This is a genomic window from Algoriphagus zhangzhouensis, from assembly GCF_900148515.1.
Classification (GTDB): Bacteria; Bacteroidota; Bacteroidia; order Cytophagales; family Cyclobacteriaceae; genus Algoriphagus; species Algoriphagus zhangzhouensis.
On the sequence record NZ_FRXN01000004.1, the window covers coordinates 101,424 to 120,212 of the forward strand.

Genomic DNA, 18,789 nt, shown 5'->3' on the forward strand with positions numbered 1-18,789 from the left:
TGTCTAGAAATAGACAGCCTCTTTGTTTTTATTCTATTTCTACGCTTTGAGTATTATCATCAGGAATCCGATCGATCAATTTATTATAAGGATCAATACCTGCTTTTTCAGGGTTTCCTTTAACCCGAATAGTGATGGTCGATTCACCAGGCTTGATTTTGTATTTTTCTAGGTAAAGTGGATTTACACGTGTTCGACCACTTTCATCCTCATCCTCTTCTGCAAAAACACCAATATCAATATAGTCACCTTCATAACTGGCATCAGATTCTTTACCGGTTTCGTCAGCATAGAGTTTTTGAGACTTGATCTTCAAAGTCAACTCATATTCATTTTCCCCAATCTCTTTGGCAGTTACAGATTCCGTTCTATTATCGTATAGTGTGATTTTATTCCAAGTGTCATCTAAATAATATTGAAGACTATCCGGAGTGGCTGCTTTCAAATAAGAATAGAGATCAGAGCTACCCGGAAATGGAGGAGCTTGCTTCAATCCAAAATCACGATTGAAAGCATATAGAGCTGAATCCATAGCCTCATTTCCGATGAGGTCTCGAAGTCCATACAAAATCAAACTTCCCTTGTTGTACCATTGGTAAGCGCGGTTACAGTTGATAAAGACATTTTCTTTTTTGCTTTCAAAAGCTCTTCCTCTTAAATAATCATCCAATTCATCCTTGAGGAAGCGTTTCATATTGTCCTTACCATATTTCCTTTCAGTCAAAATTAAAGCTGAGAACTCAGCCAAAGCTTCTGAAATCAGGTTTGCACCTCGAGTATAATTTGGAGTAATCTGATGTCCCCACCACTGATGGGCCAATTCATGGGCTGTGACGTAATAGACATAATCAAAATCATTTGGATCTGAGAAATTGGCTACCCATCCAAAGCTTTCTGAAAATGGAACAGTATTAGGAAAAGACTGGGCAAAGCCTGCATACCTCGGGAATTCCAAGAGGCGCATTTGTCTAAACTGGAAATCGCCGTAGGTTTCTGAGAAGTAAGTCAAGCCATCTTTGTATGCCTGAAGGAATCGGTCCAGATTGTAAGGATGCTTTTTATCATAAAAGATCTCAATATCTACTTTCTGGCCATCTGGCAAGCTTGTTTCATCTTTCAAAACTTCATATTCCGCAGATACGAAAGTAAAAAAGTCCTGAATCGGAGTATCTTGGATATAGTGGAAATACCTTCTCCCATTTTCCTCCCATTCATTTTGCAAATAGCCGGGTGCAACTGCAATTTGGGAAGGGATGGTGCTGACGACAGCTTCAAACTGTATGAAATCAGCATCATCTGCAAAGAGCAAGGTTTGCCTTCCCTTCGGATCATCATGTGGAGGAAGATCTTCAGGTTTTTCAGGAAGTTCATATTTTCTCCTATCCTCATCAGAATTTATTTCACCATTAGCGTCGTATCCTATTTCTGGAATTCCACCAGAAAAGAATGTTCCATTGTAAACCAATTCACGACCATATCCTGAGTTCGGGAATCCTTGATTAGTGGACTCGCTGATAATGGTCAGGTTCAAGGTGTCACCGGGTTGCATGGTATTTGGCAACGCGGTGATTTGGTACCATTCTCTCTCTGGCTTTTTGCCAAAAAGTTGGAATTTTTTGGACTCATATTCTAAAGGAAATCTATGGGCCAAGGTGTCACCATTCAAGATCACTTTAAACTTGTCCAAGGAAGCAGAATTGAAGTGGATAGAGTCAATCGGTGAGTCAGTTTTATTGACTAGTTCCACTTCAGCCTTGAAATAAGCTGCTCTTTCCATGGGGAAAAGGTCTGCTTCAATATTCACTCTTGTGAATTTTGGCTGAGGTATTCCCTCGTACTTTTTCAATTGCTTCTCATAAGCGACAGACCTCAGTTTTCCTTCTTCTGGAGTCATATATCCATTTTTATAGACCACAGTATTGTAGATATAAGCACCGGAAAGTAGAGCTATCAAAATGAACAAATAGGAGAGTTTGGTCGGTACATCTCCCATTCTAGATTTGGCAGAATTCCATCGGCTCTTCCAGGAGTTTTCTGTTCCTCTGCTGAAAAAGATGCTAAAGAAAAGAACCAAGAAAATGCCCCATGCTGTCCAATAAAGATTAAACCAGAAAAGAGGTTTGGCAAAATGTCCCAGACCATTCATGTCACTCCAAGTGTATCCAGGTTTGTAGCTGAAGAAAAACAAGTTGAAATTGTAATCAGCAAAATCCCTGAAAATCATCATCACTAGCCAAATCCCAATGGCAACAGCATGTCCTGCGAATTTGTTGTTCATGACTAGATGGACCGCAAAAACCAACATGACCATCTGCAAATAGTCAGGCAAGGAAATTAAATAGCTGTCGATCAGGTAGACTTTCAGATCATAATTAAAATAGCCTTTCAAAGTCTGAACGAGAAGCCCTACGAAAATGGGAATAGTCGTCAAAACCAAGCAAATAAATGCCATTCCCAAGAACTTGGAAGCAACTACGACACCGTCTTTGACAGGGAAAGTATCATTGATAATAGAGTAGCCTGTGGATTTATCCCGATGGAGGGCTTCTCCGGTGAAAAAGACAATGATGATGAAAACAAAAAGGTTGTAATCATAAGTCTTGTACTCCATCAAAAATGAAGTGGAGGGGAAGTTAGGGACGCTATAAAGGGTATTCCCAATCCAGAAATCCAACACCAAGAATATGAGTCCACCAAGCAGAATGGATCGGAAGTAAACATCCTTGGAAATATTCTGAACCTCGATTTTGGTTAAAGTTTTGAGACTGGTCCATTGATAGTTTTTGGAGAAATCCGTTACAACTTTTACGTTCTTTTGAATGATTTCAGGAACTGATTCAGTCTTTACCTTTGACTTTTTCTGTTGTGTTTGGAAGAAATATTCAAAGCTAAATCTGAAATAGGCGGCAATGAAAAATACCAGTCCAACTCCTGACCAAAGAAGTCGATTGAGTAAGAGATTTCCTTCTAAGGGTAAAAAGAAGCTGTTCTTCTCATAAGGGGTAAGATATCTAGTTTGCAAGGAGAAAGTGTTCAGCCCAAATGGATCAATCAGCTGTACCAAATCTTTGTTTTCAATGTCCTGAGAAAGAAAATTGGCTAATAGATAGGCAATGAAAATGATGATTCCTCCAGAATAGATGGATCTGATATTTCTGGTAAATACAATCAGTGCGAAGAAAAGTGATCCCGCCAACCAGAGGTTGGGCAGTAGAAGTGTGAACCAGGGCTGAAAGTAATTGACCAGTAGATTGGGGCCATACCTTTCTGCTTCTGTTCCGAATAAAGGACCCAATAGAGAACCCAAATAAATTCCTAAGAGAGCACCTGAAGAGATAAAGAGTAGGGTAAAAAACGATCCCCAGAATCTTCCCATGAAATAACCGAATTTTGAAATCGGATAGCTGAAGAGGAAGGTTCCTGTTTTATGCTCCAAATCCCTGTAAAGAGGGACACCCATCACGGCAGAAGCTATCAATATTCCAAAAATGGAAATGAGCAAAAGGATATTTGCAATGATAATAGGGGCATTGTGATAGACTTTTTCGGAGGCTGGAGTATTTCCGAATCCAATAAGCAAAAGACCAACTGTGACCAACAGGAAAAAGTAAATCCAAGTCGCAGGCCTCCCAAATCGGTATTTTAATTCAAATACGAATATATCTTTAAACATGGCCTGAGATTAAAGAGTGATAGGATCGACTTTTTTGGAAATAAAGCTGAAATAAACATCTTCCAAATCAGCTGGACTTGGCTCAAATCCATTTCCTGGATCCTCTTCACTTTCGATTCTTAAGCTTAGCTTTCCTGCGATCAATTTGGTGGAGATAAGATTGTAATCCTGTCTATACTGATCCAAATCAGATTTTTCGATGGATTTTTGATAGATTTTTCCATCCACCATCGCCAATCCATCTTTTGGTTTTCCCTGCATCAAAACTTCCCCCATACAGATAATGGCCATATTGGAGCAAAGGGTATTGACGTCTTCTACAATGTGAGTTGATAAAATGACGATGGTGTTTTCTCCAATTTCTGAGAGTAGATTATAAAATCGGTTTCTTTCGGATGGATCCAAGCCTGCGGTAGGTTCATCCACAATGATCAAAGATGGATTTCCGACCAAAGCTTGGGCAATACCAAATCGCTGTCTCATCCCTCCTGAATAAGTACCCAAACCTTTCTTCCTATCCTTGTACAAATTGACCTTATTGAGCAAAGAAGCTACGAGCTCTTTTCTTTCACCACTATTTCCAACACCTTTCATTTGAGCAATATGATCAAGCATGGTTTCAGCATTGATTCGTGGATAAAGCCCAAAGTCCTGAGGTAAGTATCCCAATCTTTCACGGACTGTCTGTTTATCTTTTAGTACATCTATCCCATCGAGGCTGATGCTTCCAAAATCAGCATCTTGAAGTGTGGATATGGTTCTCATCAAGGTTGATTTTCCTGCACCATTAGGTCCTAATAGGCCAAACATGCCTTGAGGAATGGTGAGAGAAACATCGTTTAATGCCCTTACTCCATTAGAGTAGGTTTTTGAAAGATTGGAGATTACTAATTCCATAAAGTAGAAGAAAGGTTAGCTAGTTGTAAACTGGTATAAAAGTAATAGGCTATTAATATAAGAATTTGATTTATAGAATGTTGTAGTCTGCAAGAAATAGCCTTTCGTAATCTTAGATGCATAATTGGGATAAGTGGATGCAGTCATGTCCCAATTTTTTTTTAACTAGGTCTGGCCAATTCTTTTTTGTTGATGAGAAAATGAAATATGGCTTGACCCAGAATACCAATTCAGTCTTTGAAACCAAATTTTAAAACCATCCAACCTTTATGAAAAAGCTTTATTTAACGCTGGTTCTATGTTTTTCCCTTGGTATTGCTTGGGCAACAGAGCTAGTGGATATGATTCAAACCTATCAGGCAGATAGGGGGGCATTGTTCCGATTGTATACCAATCGCCTTTCGGATGAATACTATTCAAGAATGGAATCCTTTAATAAGGAATACTTGGATGCCTTAGAAAAGAGAAACTACAATTCCCTTTCTGAAGATGGGAAAATAGATTATGTGCTTTTCAGAAATTATTTAGAAACACAGCTTGCTGAATTGAATCTTGAAAAACGGGATTTTGATGAGGTTAAAAATGTTGTGGCTTTTGGTGGCCCATTACATGAATTTGTAGTGGCAAGGAGAAGAGCAAAGCAACCAGACTCCAAAGCGCTTGCGGCTACTTGGAATGAGGTAGCTAAGAAAGTCGATGCACAATTGGCAGCACTTCCATCTACAAGTAAATATACTTCTTGGCAGAAGGCAGACTTGGCAGCTATGTCTGTTGAAAGTTTGAATCGTGTGGTGAAAGAAGCTTATGATTTTTATTTTGACTATGATCCTGAATTCACTTGGTGGATGCCAGAGCCTTGGAAAAAGCTGGATGCAAGTATGAAAGCCTATGCAAAAGCTTTGCGTGAGCATTATACCAATTCGGTGAAAGATGACGGTAGCGGGATAATCGGAAAGCCAATCGGCAGAGAAGCTTTGCTGAATCAATTGGCATTTGAAATGATTGCTTATAGCCCTGAAGAATTGATTGCAGAGGCTGAAAAACAGTTTGCTTGGTGCGAAAAAGAAATGCTTAAGGCTTCCAATGAACTGGGATTTGGAGATGATTGGAAGGCTGCTTTGGAAATGGTGAAAGAAACTTATCTACCTGCTGGAGCTTGGCCTGAAGAAGTGGCAAGATTGGGAGAAGAAGCAATTGGAATCATGGAAGAAAATGATTGGATTACCGTTCCGCCTTTGGCAAAGGAGACTTGGAGAACAACCATGATTTCTGCCGAAAGACAAAGAGTAAGTCCATTCTTTTTGGGTGGTGAAGTCATTCAGATTTCTTACCCGACTTCAGAGATGAGCCATGGAGAAAAAATGATGTCCATGCGTGGAAATAACCCTCATTTCTCCAGAGCGACTGTGCAGCATGAATTGATTCCTGGTCATCACCTACAGCAATTTATGAATCAGCGTTACAACACGCACAGAAGAATGTTTAGAACTCCTTTCTGGACAGAGGGCTGGGCTTTATATTGGGAGTTTGTGCTTTGGGACAGAGACTTTCCAAGAGATGCCAAAGATAAAGTGGGGATGCTTTTCTGGAGGATGCACAGATGTGCTCGTATCATTTTCTCTTTGAGCTATCATTTGGGCACGATGACTCCTCAGGAATGTATCGACTTATTGGTAGACAAAGTGGGGCATGAATATGCCAATGCAGAGGCTGAAGTTCGTCGTTCTTTTGAAGGTAGATACGGTCCATTGTACCAAATCGCCTATATGATCGGAGCCTTGGAGTTCTATTCTTTGAGACAAGAAATGGTAGAATCAGGAAAAATGGATGAAAAAGAATTCCATGACTTGATTATGCAACAGAATACAATGCCGGTGGAGATTCTAAGAGCCAAGGTAACTGGTAATCCACTAAGTAAAAATCACAAAGCCAGTTGGAAATTTTTGGATTAAGTAAACAAAAAACGGGGACCAATTTGGTCTCCGTTTTTTCTATAAAAATTAACCGTATCTGAATTATTTTTCTTTTAGAGTGATGACAATTGCACCATTTTTTGCATTTGAACCAAATAGGTTAACCGCGCTCTTTCCTTTAAGTACATTGATACTTTCAATATTATTCGGCTCTATATCTTTCATTTTAGAAGATGGAATTACTTCAAAAGAATCACCCTTAGAAATAATATACAAAGGAGCATCATCACCTCCATTTTGAGCTTGGACTGCGATAGACCCTTTGACACCTTGAGTGATTGATGTGGCATAGGATGGTCGTCCAGAGACTACTGCTGTTCCATTGACAGAGGCTACACCCATACTCGAACCTACAGGTGAAGGATATCCTACCACGGTCACCACATTATGTTTGTCCAAATAATTGATTTGATCTTCGGTCAATTCATTCTTGATGGCCACCAAAGAGTTTAATTGCTTTTTCTTGAGCTTGTTTTCAATTTCTAGGACAACATCCATTTGTTTGGAGACCGCTGTCTGATCGATTTTGGTTTTTTCCAACATCTTTTCAAGCTTGGAGTTAGCTTCATCCAGATCCCATTTTAAAGTGGAGAATTCACCGGCGTTTTCTGCATGGATTTTTTTGATTTTGACGGCCTGAGCATCAGTTAAATTGATTTCATTTCTAGCATCCATTATTCGGTCAGCAGAAAAGAGGTTGCCTTTGAAGATGTCCGGTCCCTGAGCAGCTTTAGGAGTTACAACCAATTGCCCAAAGGCAAAGTTTGAGAGCAGGATAAGTGCGATTACTAATAGGTTTTTCATTGTGGTGTTGGTTTAGAAATCAGTCAAAAGGGAGGAAGTCGTAGATTCCCAGGTATCGATAAATGCCTTTTCTTCTATGATGATTTGTTGTTCATTATTTTCACCTTGCTCCAAGGAGATGATTATCACCTCTGCCGGTGCTTCAGGCGCTTGGGATAGTTGGAAGAACCAAAAGCATCCTACCAAGAAGCTGGCAGCAATGCCAGATGGGAGCCACCAGTTGATAGCTTTTACTTTTGTTTCTGGAAACTCGGGAATCTCCAGCTGTTGATCTTGCTTTTTCATTTCTGAGAAAAAGCTGTGTAGCATTTCGTCATTTTCCATTTTGCTCGATCAGTTGAGATTTTTGAATCAATTCTTTGAGTTTTTTCTTTCCTCGCTCATAGTGAGTTCGGGCCGTACCTACATTGATTTGTAGGATTTCTGCGCTTTCAGCGATAGTCATTTGATGGTAAAAGACCGCCATAATCACCTCTCGCTGCATTTCTGGAAGTTTTTTGATTATCCCTTCATAATCCGTGGAGTCTACTTCCTCGATCGTATCGATTGGGTCGTAGCTTTCTTCTAGAGGGACTACTTTTCCTGCTTTTCTATACTCATCGATGATAGTGTATCGAATTATAGAGAAGAGCCAGGTTTTAGCTTTTTTAGGATCCTTGAGCTTTGCTTTTCCTTCCAGAATCTTCAAATAAGACTGCTGCAACATATCTTTTGCCAGTTCATCATCGAATTGACAACATTGCCTTGCCCAGATATAGGCATCGCGATGAAGCTGTTTAAGGATATGTTCGAGCTCTGTCCGATTCATTTACATCCATTAGTCGGGTAAATGGAGGAATATATGACAATAGAATTGAAAATTATTCAGGAATAAAAAATGATTCCCTGCTTAAGGACCATTACTCATACCTACTTTGATTTTTTGAGATGGAAGACCGATGACCGAAGTTTCCAAGACTTGATTCTCAAAGCAGCTTTTTAGCCAATCTGAATTTCAATGGTGGAGATAGGGGAAAACAAAATATGGAAATTTGAAGACACTGAAAATCAAATTTTTCAATTTTTCAATTTTTCAATTTTCGAATCTTTTATCTTAAATAAATAAGCCAATGAAAACTCGAGATTAGTGGAGGACATGTCAAAAATACGGTCTTGACCCTCTGGATTGGTGAAATCATAGGAAAAGCGGACTTCCGCAGCTAGGGTGCTTTTGCCGAAGAGTTTGGAAATTCCTGCACCTCCTGTCAATCCATACATAAACCTATTTGGCGAATCATCAGATCCTCCAAAGGTTGGGATCTCCGCCGGGCTTGCATCGCTAAATTCACGTTGAACATCTTTGGCATTTACCAAATAGCCAAAATGAGTCCCCATTTTTATCTGAAATCTTCCAGACCTCCCAGCATAGAACGATGCCAAAAACGGAACTTTTAAATAGTTGAACTCTGTGATGTTTGTGGCAATCGGATCCAAATCTTCATTGATCTGCTTATAGCCTAATGTGATCCATTGGAGATTAAGTTCTACACCTGCGTTTTTTGAATTGAAATGCTCTACTACCAAAGCAAAAGTAGGCTTACCGACACTTTCAGCTGTAATTCCTTTAGAATTGGCAGCTGGTCGATACGTGTAGGTGGCATTGGTATATCCTCCTCGAATTCCGACGCTAGTCTGTGCCATCGTCGAAAATCCACATATCAATAAGAATAAAACTAAAAGGGTGCTACGCATACCCAAAATAAGGGAATCTGATCGAAATTATTTTTGATTAATTGTGAAAGTACCTGAAATAGGAGTTCCATTGATAGAAAGACCTCTAATTTCTACAGTCATTGGACCAGCATTATCATTTGTGAAGAAAGTGATGGTTGCATTTCCTGACTCGTCAGTGACAAGCATCGGATTCCAGTATAAAGTTTGGCGAATATCTTTTGCCATTGATTCTTCCTCCTGCTCATAATCTACTTGATAAAAGCTTTGAGGAGGCTGGTAGCCTTCTATAGTGAACATTGACATTCCTTTGGCACCAAGAGGGCCTGATCCACTTCCACCTTCTTTGAGATAAACGGCGATAACTCCATTTTTGCCCTGCTCCCCAAGGGTAGATACTATTCGAGAAACAACTTCTACTCGGTCTATATCCCGTGGGTCGATAGTGCGCAAATTATCCGCTGCGGTAATTGAACCAACACTTGGTCTAACCGCTCCATTAACCATCACGACCGGTTCAAAAGAACCTGAAGCAGAGCTTCCTCCTCCTCTGATTCGAATTTGTTGCTGACCTGAAGTACCTGCGATAATAACTCTCATTCCCGGTACATTTCCTGCCAAACTATTAACCAAATCTACCGTATTGCCTGTTCCCATCAATTTGTCTCCAGTGACGATATAATCTGGATCTCCATAGATTGCTTGGCTGCTTTTCTTTTCTTTAGTATCATCTTCAGCTTCTTCGCCTGTTGGAGTAGATTCTACCAATTGCAACGGACGAATAGCTTCGTCAGCTTTTGTTGTCTGAGGAAAAATTGGATTTGATGGAAGAACAACTGGTGCTTTTAAATCTTCAACCAATTCTACGTTCTCAATGGGTTTGCCTTTTTTGTCCATCGCTTGGATAGCGAGTTTCATTGGTCCATAAAACTCCATATCCTCCATGGCAAATTCTCCATTTTTGTCAGACTCCAAGTCAATCATTCCTTCAAAATCATTGACAAAAACTGTGATTTCACCTTCCTCGCCTTTGCCTTTCTCATCGGACACTTTCCCTTTTTGTGTAAGCCCCTTTTCAATAGCGTAGGAGAAGCGATCCAGATTTACTGTTTCGGGTATCTTCTCCAATTTCAATTGTTCCGCGATATTGACAGGGTAGGGAGCCATTGGGATTTGAGTTTGATCAATTACAGAAACTGCTAAAAGCGCCTGAATTCCCATTTGGGATTGATCTTTTGCAGAAAGAGTCAAGGTTACTTTTTCTCTTTTACTATACTGGTCTTGATTCGTTTTGATAGAGAAATTCTGATTTTGAACCTCTGAGCTTGCGTCAGGGATTACTCTAGAATATAAATCCAAAACCTCCAATGGTTGGATGAAAAGGTAGTTAGGACCATAGTTTCTATTCCAGTTTGTGTAGGCTCTCAAGAAATATTTCTCTTCCGAGAGGCTGTCAGGCAAATGAAAATTGCCAGAAACGCCACCGTCGAAGATTTTAAACTTTTTCTCAATAATATAATCTCGGTTAGCATTGATGAGTTCTACATAAAGTACTTTGCTCAGCTCTTCCTTTAGATAAGGATTGCCATAGTTGAAAAAGGCCTTAAAATAAACCTCATCCCCAGCATAGTAGACTGGTTTGTCGGTATGTATGAATACTTTTTCTTGGAGGTTTTGAGCTGTCCTTTCCAAACTTTGGAGCTGAATGGCTTTTTCGGCATCGTAATCCAAAGGCAATAGGGTTGAAATCCGCTTTCTATCCATGTCACCTGAAAAAACCAAATCTTGCGGATTTAGAACGGAACCGTTTTCTTTTACTCTGACCTTTCCGCTACTGACTTCTAGCCAAGAAACAGGATAAGGAGCATCTTTATAAGTATTGACTTGAGTGTAACCTTTTTGATAATGGATTTCTATTCGACCTTTCATATTGATCAAATACTCCCCAGGTTTGTCTGCTTTGGTTACTAAGTTGTCTGGTTTGTATTCTACAACTGATCTCCCCAATTCATTAGCAAAAATATCTGAGCGCATATTCATAGAAGGGGATCCTCCTGCTTTATCTCCATAGAGATAAAATCCTTCTTTTTGATGCTCGCCTGTCAACAAAGCCCGAAACATATTTTGAGGTGATTTTCTATAAGTTTCTGCTCTGTTTTGTTCCCAAGCTACCCGTTGATTCTCTGATTCAGGAGTCATTTCCTCAAAGCGTGCTGCTCCAGCGATTCTATAGCTTGTTGGATTGTCGAAAAACTCCTTCAAGTCAAAGGTGATTTTATAGCCTAGGTAATTGTTTATGATTTCAATTGGCAGAAGTGCCTCTGCTTTAAAGCTTCCTTTTTCTTCAGCCTCAGGAAAATCGACTACCCAGGGATTTTGGATTTCGGATTGTCCTGCAATCGCATCATTACCAAGGAATAGGTTTTCAAATTTCCGTAGATCTCTTTCCCAACTTTTGTCTCTTTTTGCTTTGATTTCCACATCGGAAAGCTCGGTTTCCAATGCTTTCATACTTAGGTTCACTGTCAAAGTTCCCCCTGGATTCAAGGTGACAGGCTTGGTCTGAGCTTCATATCCCATAAAAGAAAAGCTCAACTCTATAGCACCTGGCTCCAATCCTTCCAAAATGTATGCACCATCCATATCAGTGACCGTGGAAATCGTCGTGTTATTGATAAATACATTGCAAAATGGAAGCGTTTCACCAGTTTCAGAGTCTTTGACGGTCCCTTTGATTGATGCGGTTTGAGAAAAAGCAAATAGGGTAGTAGCGAAAGTGAGGAATAGAATTCCGAATATTCTTTTTTGCAAATTGGCTGAAAAAAATCTCATGTGTTTTTTGGGATAGAATCTTTGAAAAATAAGCTTTTAATTTTATTATGAAAAAATAAAAGCTCCTCGAAAGGAGCTTTTTATAAATATTAGGATTTTTTCACATCATCCAGATCATCTCGGTCTTTGAGTTTTTTGTCTTCCACATTTTGGTTCAAAAACTCATTGATCTTATCGATGGGAAAGGAGGAGCTGATTTCACCGAAAGAATTGATTTCCATTTTGAAACCTTTCAATTCCTCGTGCACTTTTGGATCCTCGTCTTTCTTTTTTTTCTTCTTGCTCATGGCTTTGGTATTTATCCTGCTATGCTTAACGTATCCAAGGCAAATCGGATGCGTTTGGCCACTTCAGCCGTTCCTAAGATAGCAAATATCTCCATCAAATCCGGTCCGCCACCTACACCTGTTACCGCTAAACGTACAGCTTGCATGACTTTACCCAACTTGATTTCTTCCGCTTCGGCAGACTCACCCAATAAGGTTTTGGCTGTTTCTGCATCAAATGTTCCAGAAAAATTATCCAAAACTCCTGCATAATGAGTCAAAACTTTAACAGCATCCTCATTCCATTTTTTCGATGCTACTTGCTCATCAAAAGAATCTGGAGCTATGACAATGTATTGATAGTCTTTCCAGAATTCGGAAGGGAAAGTAACTCGCTCTTTTGTCAGACGAACAATATTTTCTGCTAGTTCTGGAGAGATTTCAGTTCCTGAGGACTTGGCATCAGCTGCTACAAATTCTGCTAATTCAGAATCAGGTTTTGATCTCAAATATTGCTCATTGTACCACTTAGCTTTAGCGATATCAAACTTGGTTCCTGACTTACCGATTCTCTCAATGGAGAAGGCTTCTACCAATTCTTCTTTGGAGAATATCTCCTGATCATTTCCTGGGTTCCATCCCAAGAATGCCAAGAAGTTCAAGAAAGCATCAGGTAAGTATCCTTGCTCTCTAAATCCGGCTGCAGTTTCCCCAGTAGCTTTATTTTCCCAGTTTAATGGGAATACAGGGAAGCCTAATTTGTCTCCATCACGCTTAGAAAGCTTACCGTTTCCATCTGGCTTCAATAGCAGAGGCAAATGGGCAAATTGAGGCATGGTGCTTTCCCAACCAAAGAATTTATACAGCAATACGTGCAAAGGAGCTGAGGGTAACCACTCTTCACCACGGATCACATGGGTGATTTCCATCAAATGATCATCTACGATATTCGCCAAGTGATAAGTAGGCATCCCATCAGATTTCATCAAAACTTTGTCATCCAAGGTGGAGGAATGAACCATCACCCAACCACGGATCATATCGTTGAGACGAACTTCCTCTTTACGAGGAATTTTAACTCTGATGACATAAGGATCTCCTGAAGCCAATCTCTCTTTTACTTCCTCCTCAGAAAGCGTCAGGGAGTTTTTCATCTGAGTTCTGGTAATACTGTTATATTGAGGCTGAACTACGCGGGCAGCGGTCAATCTTTCTCTCATTGCTTCCAATTCCTCAGAAGTATCGAAAGCATAGTATGCATGACCTTTTTCAACTAAATCCAGTGCGTACTGCATGTAATCTGCTTTACGCTCCGACTGTCTGTAGGGGCCAACGTCACCTGGATTCCAAGGGCTTTCATCAGCTGTGATGCCTAGCCATTCCAAAGAATCTTTGATGTAATCTTCAGCTCCTGGAACAAATCGAGTCTGGTCAGTATCTTCTATTCTCAGAAGGAATTTTCCTCCGTTCTTTTTTGCAAAAAGATAATTGTAAAGGGCGGTTCTCACGCCTCCGATATGTAAAGGCCCTGTGGGTGAAGGGGCAAATCTTACTCGAACTTCTCTACTCATGCTTGGCTGTTATTTCTTGTCGAGGTGAATGACCTCAAGGATTCAATTAAATCAGCTGCAAAGATAGGGATTTGTCAAGGAAGGGAAATTCTAGCTTGGGATTATTCTGTCAATTAAAAGTGACTATTCTTTCTCAATCACCTTTTTCAAATACCCCAAAACAAAAAATGCGATCATAGCACCTACTCCGGGGAGTGACAAAATGAGCATTTTCAGAAATTTTTCATTTTCCTCAGGTGTGAAATGGAAGAAGGAAAATTCCACGGATATCCTCCAGTCAGTCATCAGGTCCAAGTAGGAGAGGTAGATGAAATAAATAGAAAGACAGATAAGAAGTACTGCCAATACCTGGAAAATACTGATTACAACTGTCGCCAAATTTTTGGCCGGATCAATTAAGCTGGGAGAATTCATTGTGAAAAAAGATTGATTAAATATAAAATTTAACTCTCAGGGAATCAATGAACTGCGTGTTAAAATTGGCTAATGTGTTGGTAATGAAGATAACGAAAAGTGTTAAGGCTTTATTTTAATCAAATGCTCAATGGTCTAAAAATCAAAAAAAGGAACCCATTGCTGAGTTCCTTTTTGATGAGAAGAGTATGCACTCTTAGTGCTTCACTCTGATTTTTTCCTTGATACGAGCAGCTTTACCTTGACGTCCTCTCAAGTAGAACAATCTAGCTCTTCTTACTCTACCTTGTCTCAATACGTCGATTTGCTCGATAGCTGGAGAAAGGATTGGGAAGATACGCTCAACACCGATTCCGTTGGAGATTTTTCTTACTGTGAAAGTCTCACCGTTGGAGTTAGGGTTTTTACGTTGGATCACAGTTCCTTGGAACTGCTGAACTCTTTCCTTGTTGCCTTCTTTAATACGTACGTGTACGTTGATTGTATCACCAGCTTTGAAAGAAGGGAATTTGGCTCTAGCCTCTTGGTATTCCGCTTCTACAATTTTCAATAGTTCGCTCATAGCTTTTATATTTTATGCTTTCGCTGTTTGGCCAACGCGTGGCTTTTTGAATTACTTCTTGTTCGATTTTTTATCGCTTTCTCCCAAACCTGACTTGGCGAATAAATCCGGCCTACGTTCTCGGGTTCGGCGAACCGATGCTTCAAATCTCCATTCATTTATTTTGGCTTCATGACCTGAAAGCAAAACCTCTGGAACTTCCATTCCTTGCCATTCGGCTGGTCTGGTATATACAGGAGGTGCTAGCAGATAATCTTGGAAGCTATCTGTTAAAGCTGAGGTCTCGTCATTGAGTACTCCGGGAATCAGGCGAATGATTGCATCAGCCACTACAGCTGCTGCCAATTCTCCTCCGGAAAGCACAAAGTCTCCGATACTGATCTCTTTGGTGATATACCGCTGTCTGATTCGTTCATCCACTCCTTTATAATGACCACAAAGGATCAGGAGATTTTGATTCATCGAAAGCGCATTGGCCATTGGCTGGTCGAAGGTCTCACCATCAGGAGTCATATAGATGATTTCATCATATGTTCTTTCCTTCTGAAGAGTTTCGATGCAAAGTGAAATCGGCTCGATCATCATGACCATTCCGGCTCCACCTCCATAGGCATAATCATCCACTTGCTTCTGCTTGCCTGTGGCATAATCGCGTAAGTTGTGTACTCTGACTGTGGCAAGACCTTTCTCTTCGGCTCTTTTGAGAATCGAATGGGAAAAGGGACCTTCCAATAATCCGGGTACTACGCTGATAATGTCAATATGCATGCTTAGTCTTCCAAATAAATGTCAAGTAAGCCGTCGGGTAACTGGCAGTAAACTTTTTTAGCTGCCTTATCCACTTTGGTAATGATTCCATCCTGAATAGGGATAAGAATTTCTTTGCCTTGGTGTTTTACTCCGAGGAGATCTTGGGTTTCCATATCATAGATGACTTCTACTGGGCCTAAAAGGCCTTTGGATTCATCTTCTACTTCAAACCCAATTAGTTCGTGGTAGTAATATTGGTCCTCATTGAGTTCGGGAAGTGCAGTCAAGGGAAGATAAACTTCCGATCCTACCAATCCTTCTACTTGCTCGAGAGAATCCAACTCTTCAAATTTTGCCAGTACTTTATTTCCCGGCTGAAGTACGAAGTGTTCCAAAAAGAAAGGAACCATTCGGCCTTTTTGATCTAAGAAGAGATGCTCTAAGTCTTCGTATTCTTCTGGATAATCTACATCCAGGACGATGACTACTTCACCACGAAGTCCATGAACCTTGGCTACATAGCCCAATTGAAAGCACTGCTCCTTGTTCATGGGGAGAATTGATTATTAAGCTTGTGCTTCGTCGCCTTCTGCGGAAGCTTCAGGAGCAGCCTCTTCTGGTGCATTTTCAGCAGCAGCTTCAGCTTCAGCGGCTGCAGCAGCAGCTTTCGCTTCATCTTCTCTTGCTTTGATAGCGTCCAAACGAGCCTGGTTTTTAGCGGTTTCAGCATCCAAAGCTTTCTGACGAGCAGCTTCTTTAGCTTTACCGATAGATTCTACTTTACCAGCAATCTTAGTTTCTTTCTCTTGTAGCCATGCTTCAAACTTAGCATCAGCTTGTTCTTGAGTGATTGCACCTTTAACCACACCAATTTGAAGGTGTTTTTTCAGCATAACACCTCTGTAAGAAAGCATAGCTTTCACAGTGTCAGTAGGCTGAGCTCCGTTCAACAACCACTGTAGAGCACGCTCATTGTTGATGTTGATGGAAGCAGGGTTAGTGTTCGGATTGTAAGTTCCGATTTTCTCGATGAAGCGTCCATCTCGTGGAGCTCGTGCATCTGCGATAACCACGTCATAGATAGCCATTTTCTTTCTACCTCTACGTGCTAATCTGATTTTAACTGCCATAATTTATCTGTGTTTGTTAAGTGGATGGAACCCGTCCATCCTAAATTTGGAGTGCAAAGATAGCTTAATTCCCTGTAATGCCATAAGTTGGCTGGAAATTATTTGCAGGAAAATGAGTATTTCCTTATTCTTGAGACCCTGATTTGATACAAATTTAAAGAAACTTGATTTTCTCGTGATTTTCAGGTTCTGGCCCCGTAGTTCAATGGATAGAATAGAAGTTTCCTAAACTTTAGATCCAAGTTCGATTCTTGGCGGGGCTATTTTTAATTTTGATTCGGAGGAGAATAATATTCTACTCCCCAACCAGCCTCACTTTAATTTTTGTTTGGTCTCCTTCGATGGTCCAAGCTGGGATTCGGATCTCGATTCTCTTAAGCCCTTCGATTTGTCTATCCAAATTAAGTGGGGCCGGATCAAGAGATACTACGGAAACAGTAAGGTTTGGATGAGAGAGATTTTCAAGGTGAAGGGTTTTGCCATCCTTTCTTAAAACTGCTCCTCCATCCGTGATTTCAACTTCGGCCGTTGTCATCATCTGCCATGTGATGAGTTTGGTGCTTTCTGAAAGTGTAATTTCATCCTCAATCGTGATCGAAGCAGGGCTGTCTTTGGTGAATTTTCTGGAGGCGGATTTGACTTGGCCTTCCAATGTTTTACTCAAATCAAAAGTAGCTTCTGGCTTTTCTCCCTCTTTGAAAGAAAGAAGTTCGGATTGTCCTTCGGTTCTATGAAGGGAATCATTGACAGTCAAAGTACTGTGACCATAATTGTTTTTGGTTAATAAAGTCCATCGCTCGCAGGATTGGCATCTTCCCCAGAGGTCAAATCCTGTTTGTTCCAGTTCATTGTAGCTCTGATTGCCCGGGTCAACAGACCAACGGACTCCATCCAATTCAAAAATGAAAGATCCGGCATCCATGTTACCGTGATTGACCATACCACGACCGCCTTTTCCACCGAAATAATAGTCTCTTGGGTCATTTTCTCCACCAGTAAAGAATACAACTGGATTTGAGCCTTCGCCTTTCCATGCTGTTGGTACACCTTCACCTCCTTTTTCTTCATATTGAGAAATCCAGGCCATAGAAGCTCCTGCCAATCGATATAGCTTTCCAGTTTCTTCAGCAGGAATTAAAAATCTTTCTCTTTCGAAAAATTGAGGGTTCCCTGATTTTGATGCAAACCATGCCAATGTAATATCTCCGGCTGCGCTTCTTTTATCGCCACAGTCTGCGAAATTGTAATACCAGCCTGATGGTGCATTGGCCAAGGTTCTAAATACGGCACTTTCCTTAAATGCCGGGAATTCCCAATGTCCAAAATCACTTCCAAATGCACTTTCCAGCATGGCTGCAGTAGTTACCGAAAAGCTAGTTCCGTAGGCCCAATAGGTAGATCCCTCAGGGTAAACCCCATCTGGTCCATATTCTACCAATGAATGTGGAAGGCCTTCCAAAGCACGACTGATAGTTTTGGATGCCAATTCAGGATCATCCTCTGCTATAGCAATGGAGGCAGCGATCATCCCGCCATTACAGACCTGATTCCAATTATTGGTGCCATAGGCCCACCAAGGGGTTTCTCCATTTTCCGGCCAACTAGGAAGTATGGCTTTTTCGATCAGAGATTTTTTGGCTAGTTCTTGAGTGGATTGAGGTAAGTCACCGGCTGTCCAGTCTAAAGCAAAAGACACAGCCAAAGCCATCTCCGCTACATCCAGAAAGTGGCTCGGATTCCAATCCGAAAAATTACATACAGCAATCACCTCTTCATTTATTCTGGCTAGGACCTCAGGATCTTTTTCCATCAGATAAACAAAGCCGAGCATGTTGATCCGATAGAGCATTTCTCGAGAAACACTCAGCAACCGTCTGCCTTCCATGATTCGTTCCAAAAGGGGCTGCTCATTTATAGACTCAGAACTTTGCTTTATGACAGCATACATGTTCTGCAAGACCAGATCGGATTTCATATTCCTTTTCAAATCCTTCAAAATAGGCTTGTCAAAAACCAATCTTGGAGAGGATTTCCGAAGGTTTTTCTGAAGATAAGCCACCGACATCGGGTTGTCGAGATGAGGAATTTCAGTCTCTTGGGCTTGAGTTGAAAAAGTGGTGAATGCAAAAAGTACAATAAAAAATAGGCTTAGCTTCAATTTCATGATGATGGTTTTTTGTTAAAAATCAGGCCTGAAACAACAAGAT

The 18,789-nt window shown here is 40.6% G+C and carries 16 protein-coding genes and 1 tRNA gene; 2 read left to right on the plus strand and 15 right to left on the minus strand.

Annotated features, from left to right (window positions below; genetic code table 11):
* Positions 1–28: 28 nt before the first annotated feature.
* Together BUF13_RS14610 and BUF13_RS14615 are read right to left on the minus strand one after the other, a co-directional pair.
* Entirely contained in the window at positions 29–3,673 is a 3,645-nt protein-coding gene (locus tag BUF13_RS14610; protein ID WP_073572571.1) for an ABC transporter permease/M1 family aminopeptidase, read from the minus strand.
* Positions 3,674–3,682: 9 nt separating this feature from the next.
* Complete coding sequence (locus BUF13_RS14615; protein WP_073572572.1) at positions 3,683–4,570, minus strand: ABC transporter ATP-binding protein; 888 nt, start codon at positions 4,568–4,570, stop codon at positions 3,683–3,685.
* Positions 4,571–4,839: 269 nt separating this feature from the next.
* On the opposite strand from BUF13_RS14615, the gene BUF13_RS14620 reads away from it, so the two are divergent.
* On the plus strand, positions 4,840–6,522 hold the full coding sequence (locus BUF13_RS14620; RefSeq protein WP_073572573.1) for a DUF885 family protein: 1,683 nt from the start codon (positions 4,840–4,842) through the stop codon (positions 6,520–6,522).
* Positions 6,523–6,585: 63 nt separating this feature from the next.
* On the opposite strand, the gene BUF13_RS14625 is transcribed toward BUF13_RS14620, so the two are convergent.
* The 12 genes from BUF13_RS14625 to BUF13_RS14680 all read right to left on the minus strand — a co-directional run bounded on the left by BUF13_RS14625 (position 6,586) and on the right by BUF13_RS14680 (position 16,582).
* Positions 6,586–7,347, minus strand: coding sequence for a Spy/CpxP family protein refolding chaperone (locus tag BUF13_RS14625; RefSeq protein WP_073572574.1), 762 nt, complete (start codon positions 7,345–7,347; stop codon positions 6,586–6,588).
* A gap of 12 nt (positions 7,348–7,359) precedes the next feature.
* Positions 7,360–7,671, minus strand: a complete 312-nt coding sequence (locus tag BUF13_RS14630) for a hypothetical protein (RefSeq protein WP_073572575.1) — start codon at positions 7,669–7,671, stop codon at positions 7,360–7,362.
* Positions 7,661–8,155 (minus strand): RNA polymerase sigma factor, encoded by a 495-nt coding sequence (locus tag BUF13_RS14635; protein WP_073572576.1) that lies wholly within the window; start codon positions 8,153–8,155, stop codon positions 7,661–7,663. Before BUF13_RS14635 ends, BUF13_RS14630 begins: the two co-directional genes overlap by 11 nt.
* Positions 8,156–8,403: 248 nt before the next feature.
* Positions 8,404–9,078, minus strand: coding sequence for an outer membrane beta-barrel protein (locus tag BUF13_RS14640; RefSeq protein WP_073572577.1), 675 nt, complete (start codon positions 9,076–9,078; stop codon positions 8,404–8,406).
* 27 nt (positions 9,079–9,105) lie between these two features.
* Complete coding sequence (locus tag BUF13_RS14645; RefSeq protein ID WP_083586473.1) at positions 9,106–11,889, minus strand: TonB-dependent receptor; 2,784 nt, start codon at positions 11,887–11,889, stop codon at positions 9,106–9,108.
* An 89-nt stretch (positions 11,890–11,978) separates the two neighbouring features.
* Positions 11,979–12,176 (minus strand): hypothetical protein, encoded by a 198-nt coding sequence (locus BUF13_RS14650; RefSeq protein WP_035464276.1) that lies wholly within the window; start codon positions 12,174–12,176, stop codon positions 11,979–11,981.
* Positions 12,177–12,187: 11 nt separating this feature from the next.
* A complete protein-coding gene (gltX, locus tag BUF13_RS14655; RefSeq protein ID WP_073572578.1) occupies positions 12,188–13,726 on the minus strand; it encodes a glutamate--tRNA ligase in 1,539 nt (512 codons plus the stop codon).
* A gap of 123 nt (positions 13,727–13,849) precedes the next feature.
* Positions 13,850–14,140, minus strand: a complete 291-nt coding sequence (locus BUF13_RS14660) for a hypothetical protein (protein ID WP_073572579.1) — start codon at positions 14,138–14,140, stop codon at positions 13,850–13,852.
* 196 nt (positions 14,141–14,336) lie between these two features.
* Entirely contained in the window at positions 14,337–14,702 is a 366-nt protein-coding gene (rplS, locus tag BUF13_RS14665; RefSeq protein ID WP_073572580.1) for a 50S ribosomal protein L19, read from the minus strand.
* A gap of 51 nt (positions 14,703–14,753) precedes the next feature.
* On the minus strand, positions 14,754–15,470 hold the full coding sequence (trmD, locus tag BUF13_RS14670; protein ID WP_073572581.1) for a tRNA (guanosine(37)-N1)-methyltransferase TrmD: 717 nt from the start codon (positions 15,468–15,470) through the stop codon (positions 14,754–14,756).
* Between the two features lie 2 nt (positions 15,471–15,472).
* Positions 15,473–16,003, minus strand: a complete 531-nt coding sequence (gene rimM / locus BUF13_RS14675; RefSeq protein WP_073572582.1) for a ribosome maturation factor RimM — start codon at positions 16,001–16,003, stop codon at positions 15,473–15,475.
* Between the two features lie 15 nt (positions 16,004–16,018).
* Positions 16,019–16,582, minus strand: a complete 564-nt coding sequence (locus tag BUF13_RS14680) for a 30S ribosomal protein S16 (RefSeq protein ID WP_073572583.1) — start codon at positions 16,580–16,582, stop codon at positions 16,019–16,021.
* 191 nt (positions 16,583–16,773) lie between these two features.
* Between BUF13_RS14680 and BUF13_RS14685 the strand changes: the two genes are divergently transcribed.
* Positions 16,774–16,845, plus strand: a tRNA-Arg gene (locus tag BUF13_RS14685).
* A gap of 32 nt (positions 16,846–16,877) precedes the next feature.
* Here BUF13_RS14685 and BUF13_RS14690 read toward each other — a convergent pair.
* Positions 16,878–18,746 carry a heparinase II/III domain-containing protein gene (locus BUF13_RS14690; RefSeq protein ID WP_073572584.1) on the minus strand — a complete coding sequence of 623 codons (1,869 nt, stop codon included), beginning with the start codon at positions 18,744–18,746 and terminating at the stop codon, positions 16,878–16,880.
* Positions 18,747–18,789: the final 43 nt, after the last annotated feature.

Coding starts and splice junctions, on each gene's coding strand:
- BUF13_RS14610 (WP_073572571.1), bottom strand. CDS start 3,673: ATGTTTAAAGATATATTCGTATTTGAATTAAAATACCGATTTGGGAGG.
- BUF13_RS14615 (WP_073572572.1), bottom strand. CDS start 4,570: ATGGAATTAGTAATCTCCAATCTTTCAAAAACCTACTCTAATGGAGTA.
- BUF13_RS14620 (WP_073572573.1), top strand. CDS start 4,840: ATGAAAAAGCTTTATTTAACGCTGGTTCTATGTTTTTCCCTTGGTATT.
- BUF13_RS14625 (WP_073572574.1), bottom strand. CDS start 7,347: ATGAAAAACCTATTAGTAATCGCACTTATCCTGCTCTCAAACTTTGCC.
- BUF13_RS14630 (WP_073572575.1), bottom strand. CDS start 7,671: ATGGAAAATGACGAAATGCTACACAGCTTTTTCTCAGAAATGAAAAAG.
- BUF13_RS14635 (WP_073572576.1), bottom strand. CDS start 8,155: ATGAATCGGACAGAGCTCGAACATATCCTTAAACAGCTTCATCGCGAT.
- BUF13_RS14640 (WP_073572577.1), bottom strand. CDS start 9,078: ATGCGTAGCACCCTTTTAGTTTTATTCTTATTGATATGTGGATTTTCG.
- BUF13_RS14645 (WP_083586473.1), bottom strand. CDS start 11,889: ATGAGATTTTTTTCAGCCAATTTGCAAAAAAGAATATTCGGAATTCTA.
- BUF13_RS14650 (WP_035464276.1), bottom strand. CDS start 12,176: ATGAGCAAGAAGAAAAAAAAGAAAGACGAGGATCCAAAAGTGCACGAG.
- gltX (WP_073572578.1), bottom strand. CDS start 13,726: ATGAGTAGAGAAGTTCGAGTAAGATTTGCCCCTTCACCCACAGGGCCT.
- BUF13_RS14660 (WP_073572579.1), bottom strand. CDS start 14,140: ATGAATTCTCCCAGCTTAATTGATCCGGCCAAAAATTTGGCGACAGTT.
- rplS (WP_073572580.1), bottom strand. CDS start 14,702: ATGAGCGAACTATTGAAAATTGTAGAAGCGGAATACCAAGAGGCTAGA.
- trmD (WP_073572581.1), bottom strand. CDS start 15,470: ATGCATATTGACATTATCAGCGTAGTACCCGGATTATTGGAAGGTCCC.
- rimM (WP_073572582.1), bottom strand. CDS start 16,003: ATGAACAAGGAGCAGTGCTTTCAATTGGGCTATGTAGCCAAGGTTCAT.
- BUF13_RS14680 (WP_073572583.1), bottom strand. CDS start 16,582: ATGGCAGTTAAAATCAGATTAGCACGTAGAGGTAGAAAGAAAATGGCT.
- BUF13_RS14690 (WP_073572584.1), bottom strand. CDS start 18,746: ATGAAATTGAAGCTAAGCCTATTTTTTATTGTACTTTTTGCATTCACC.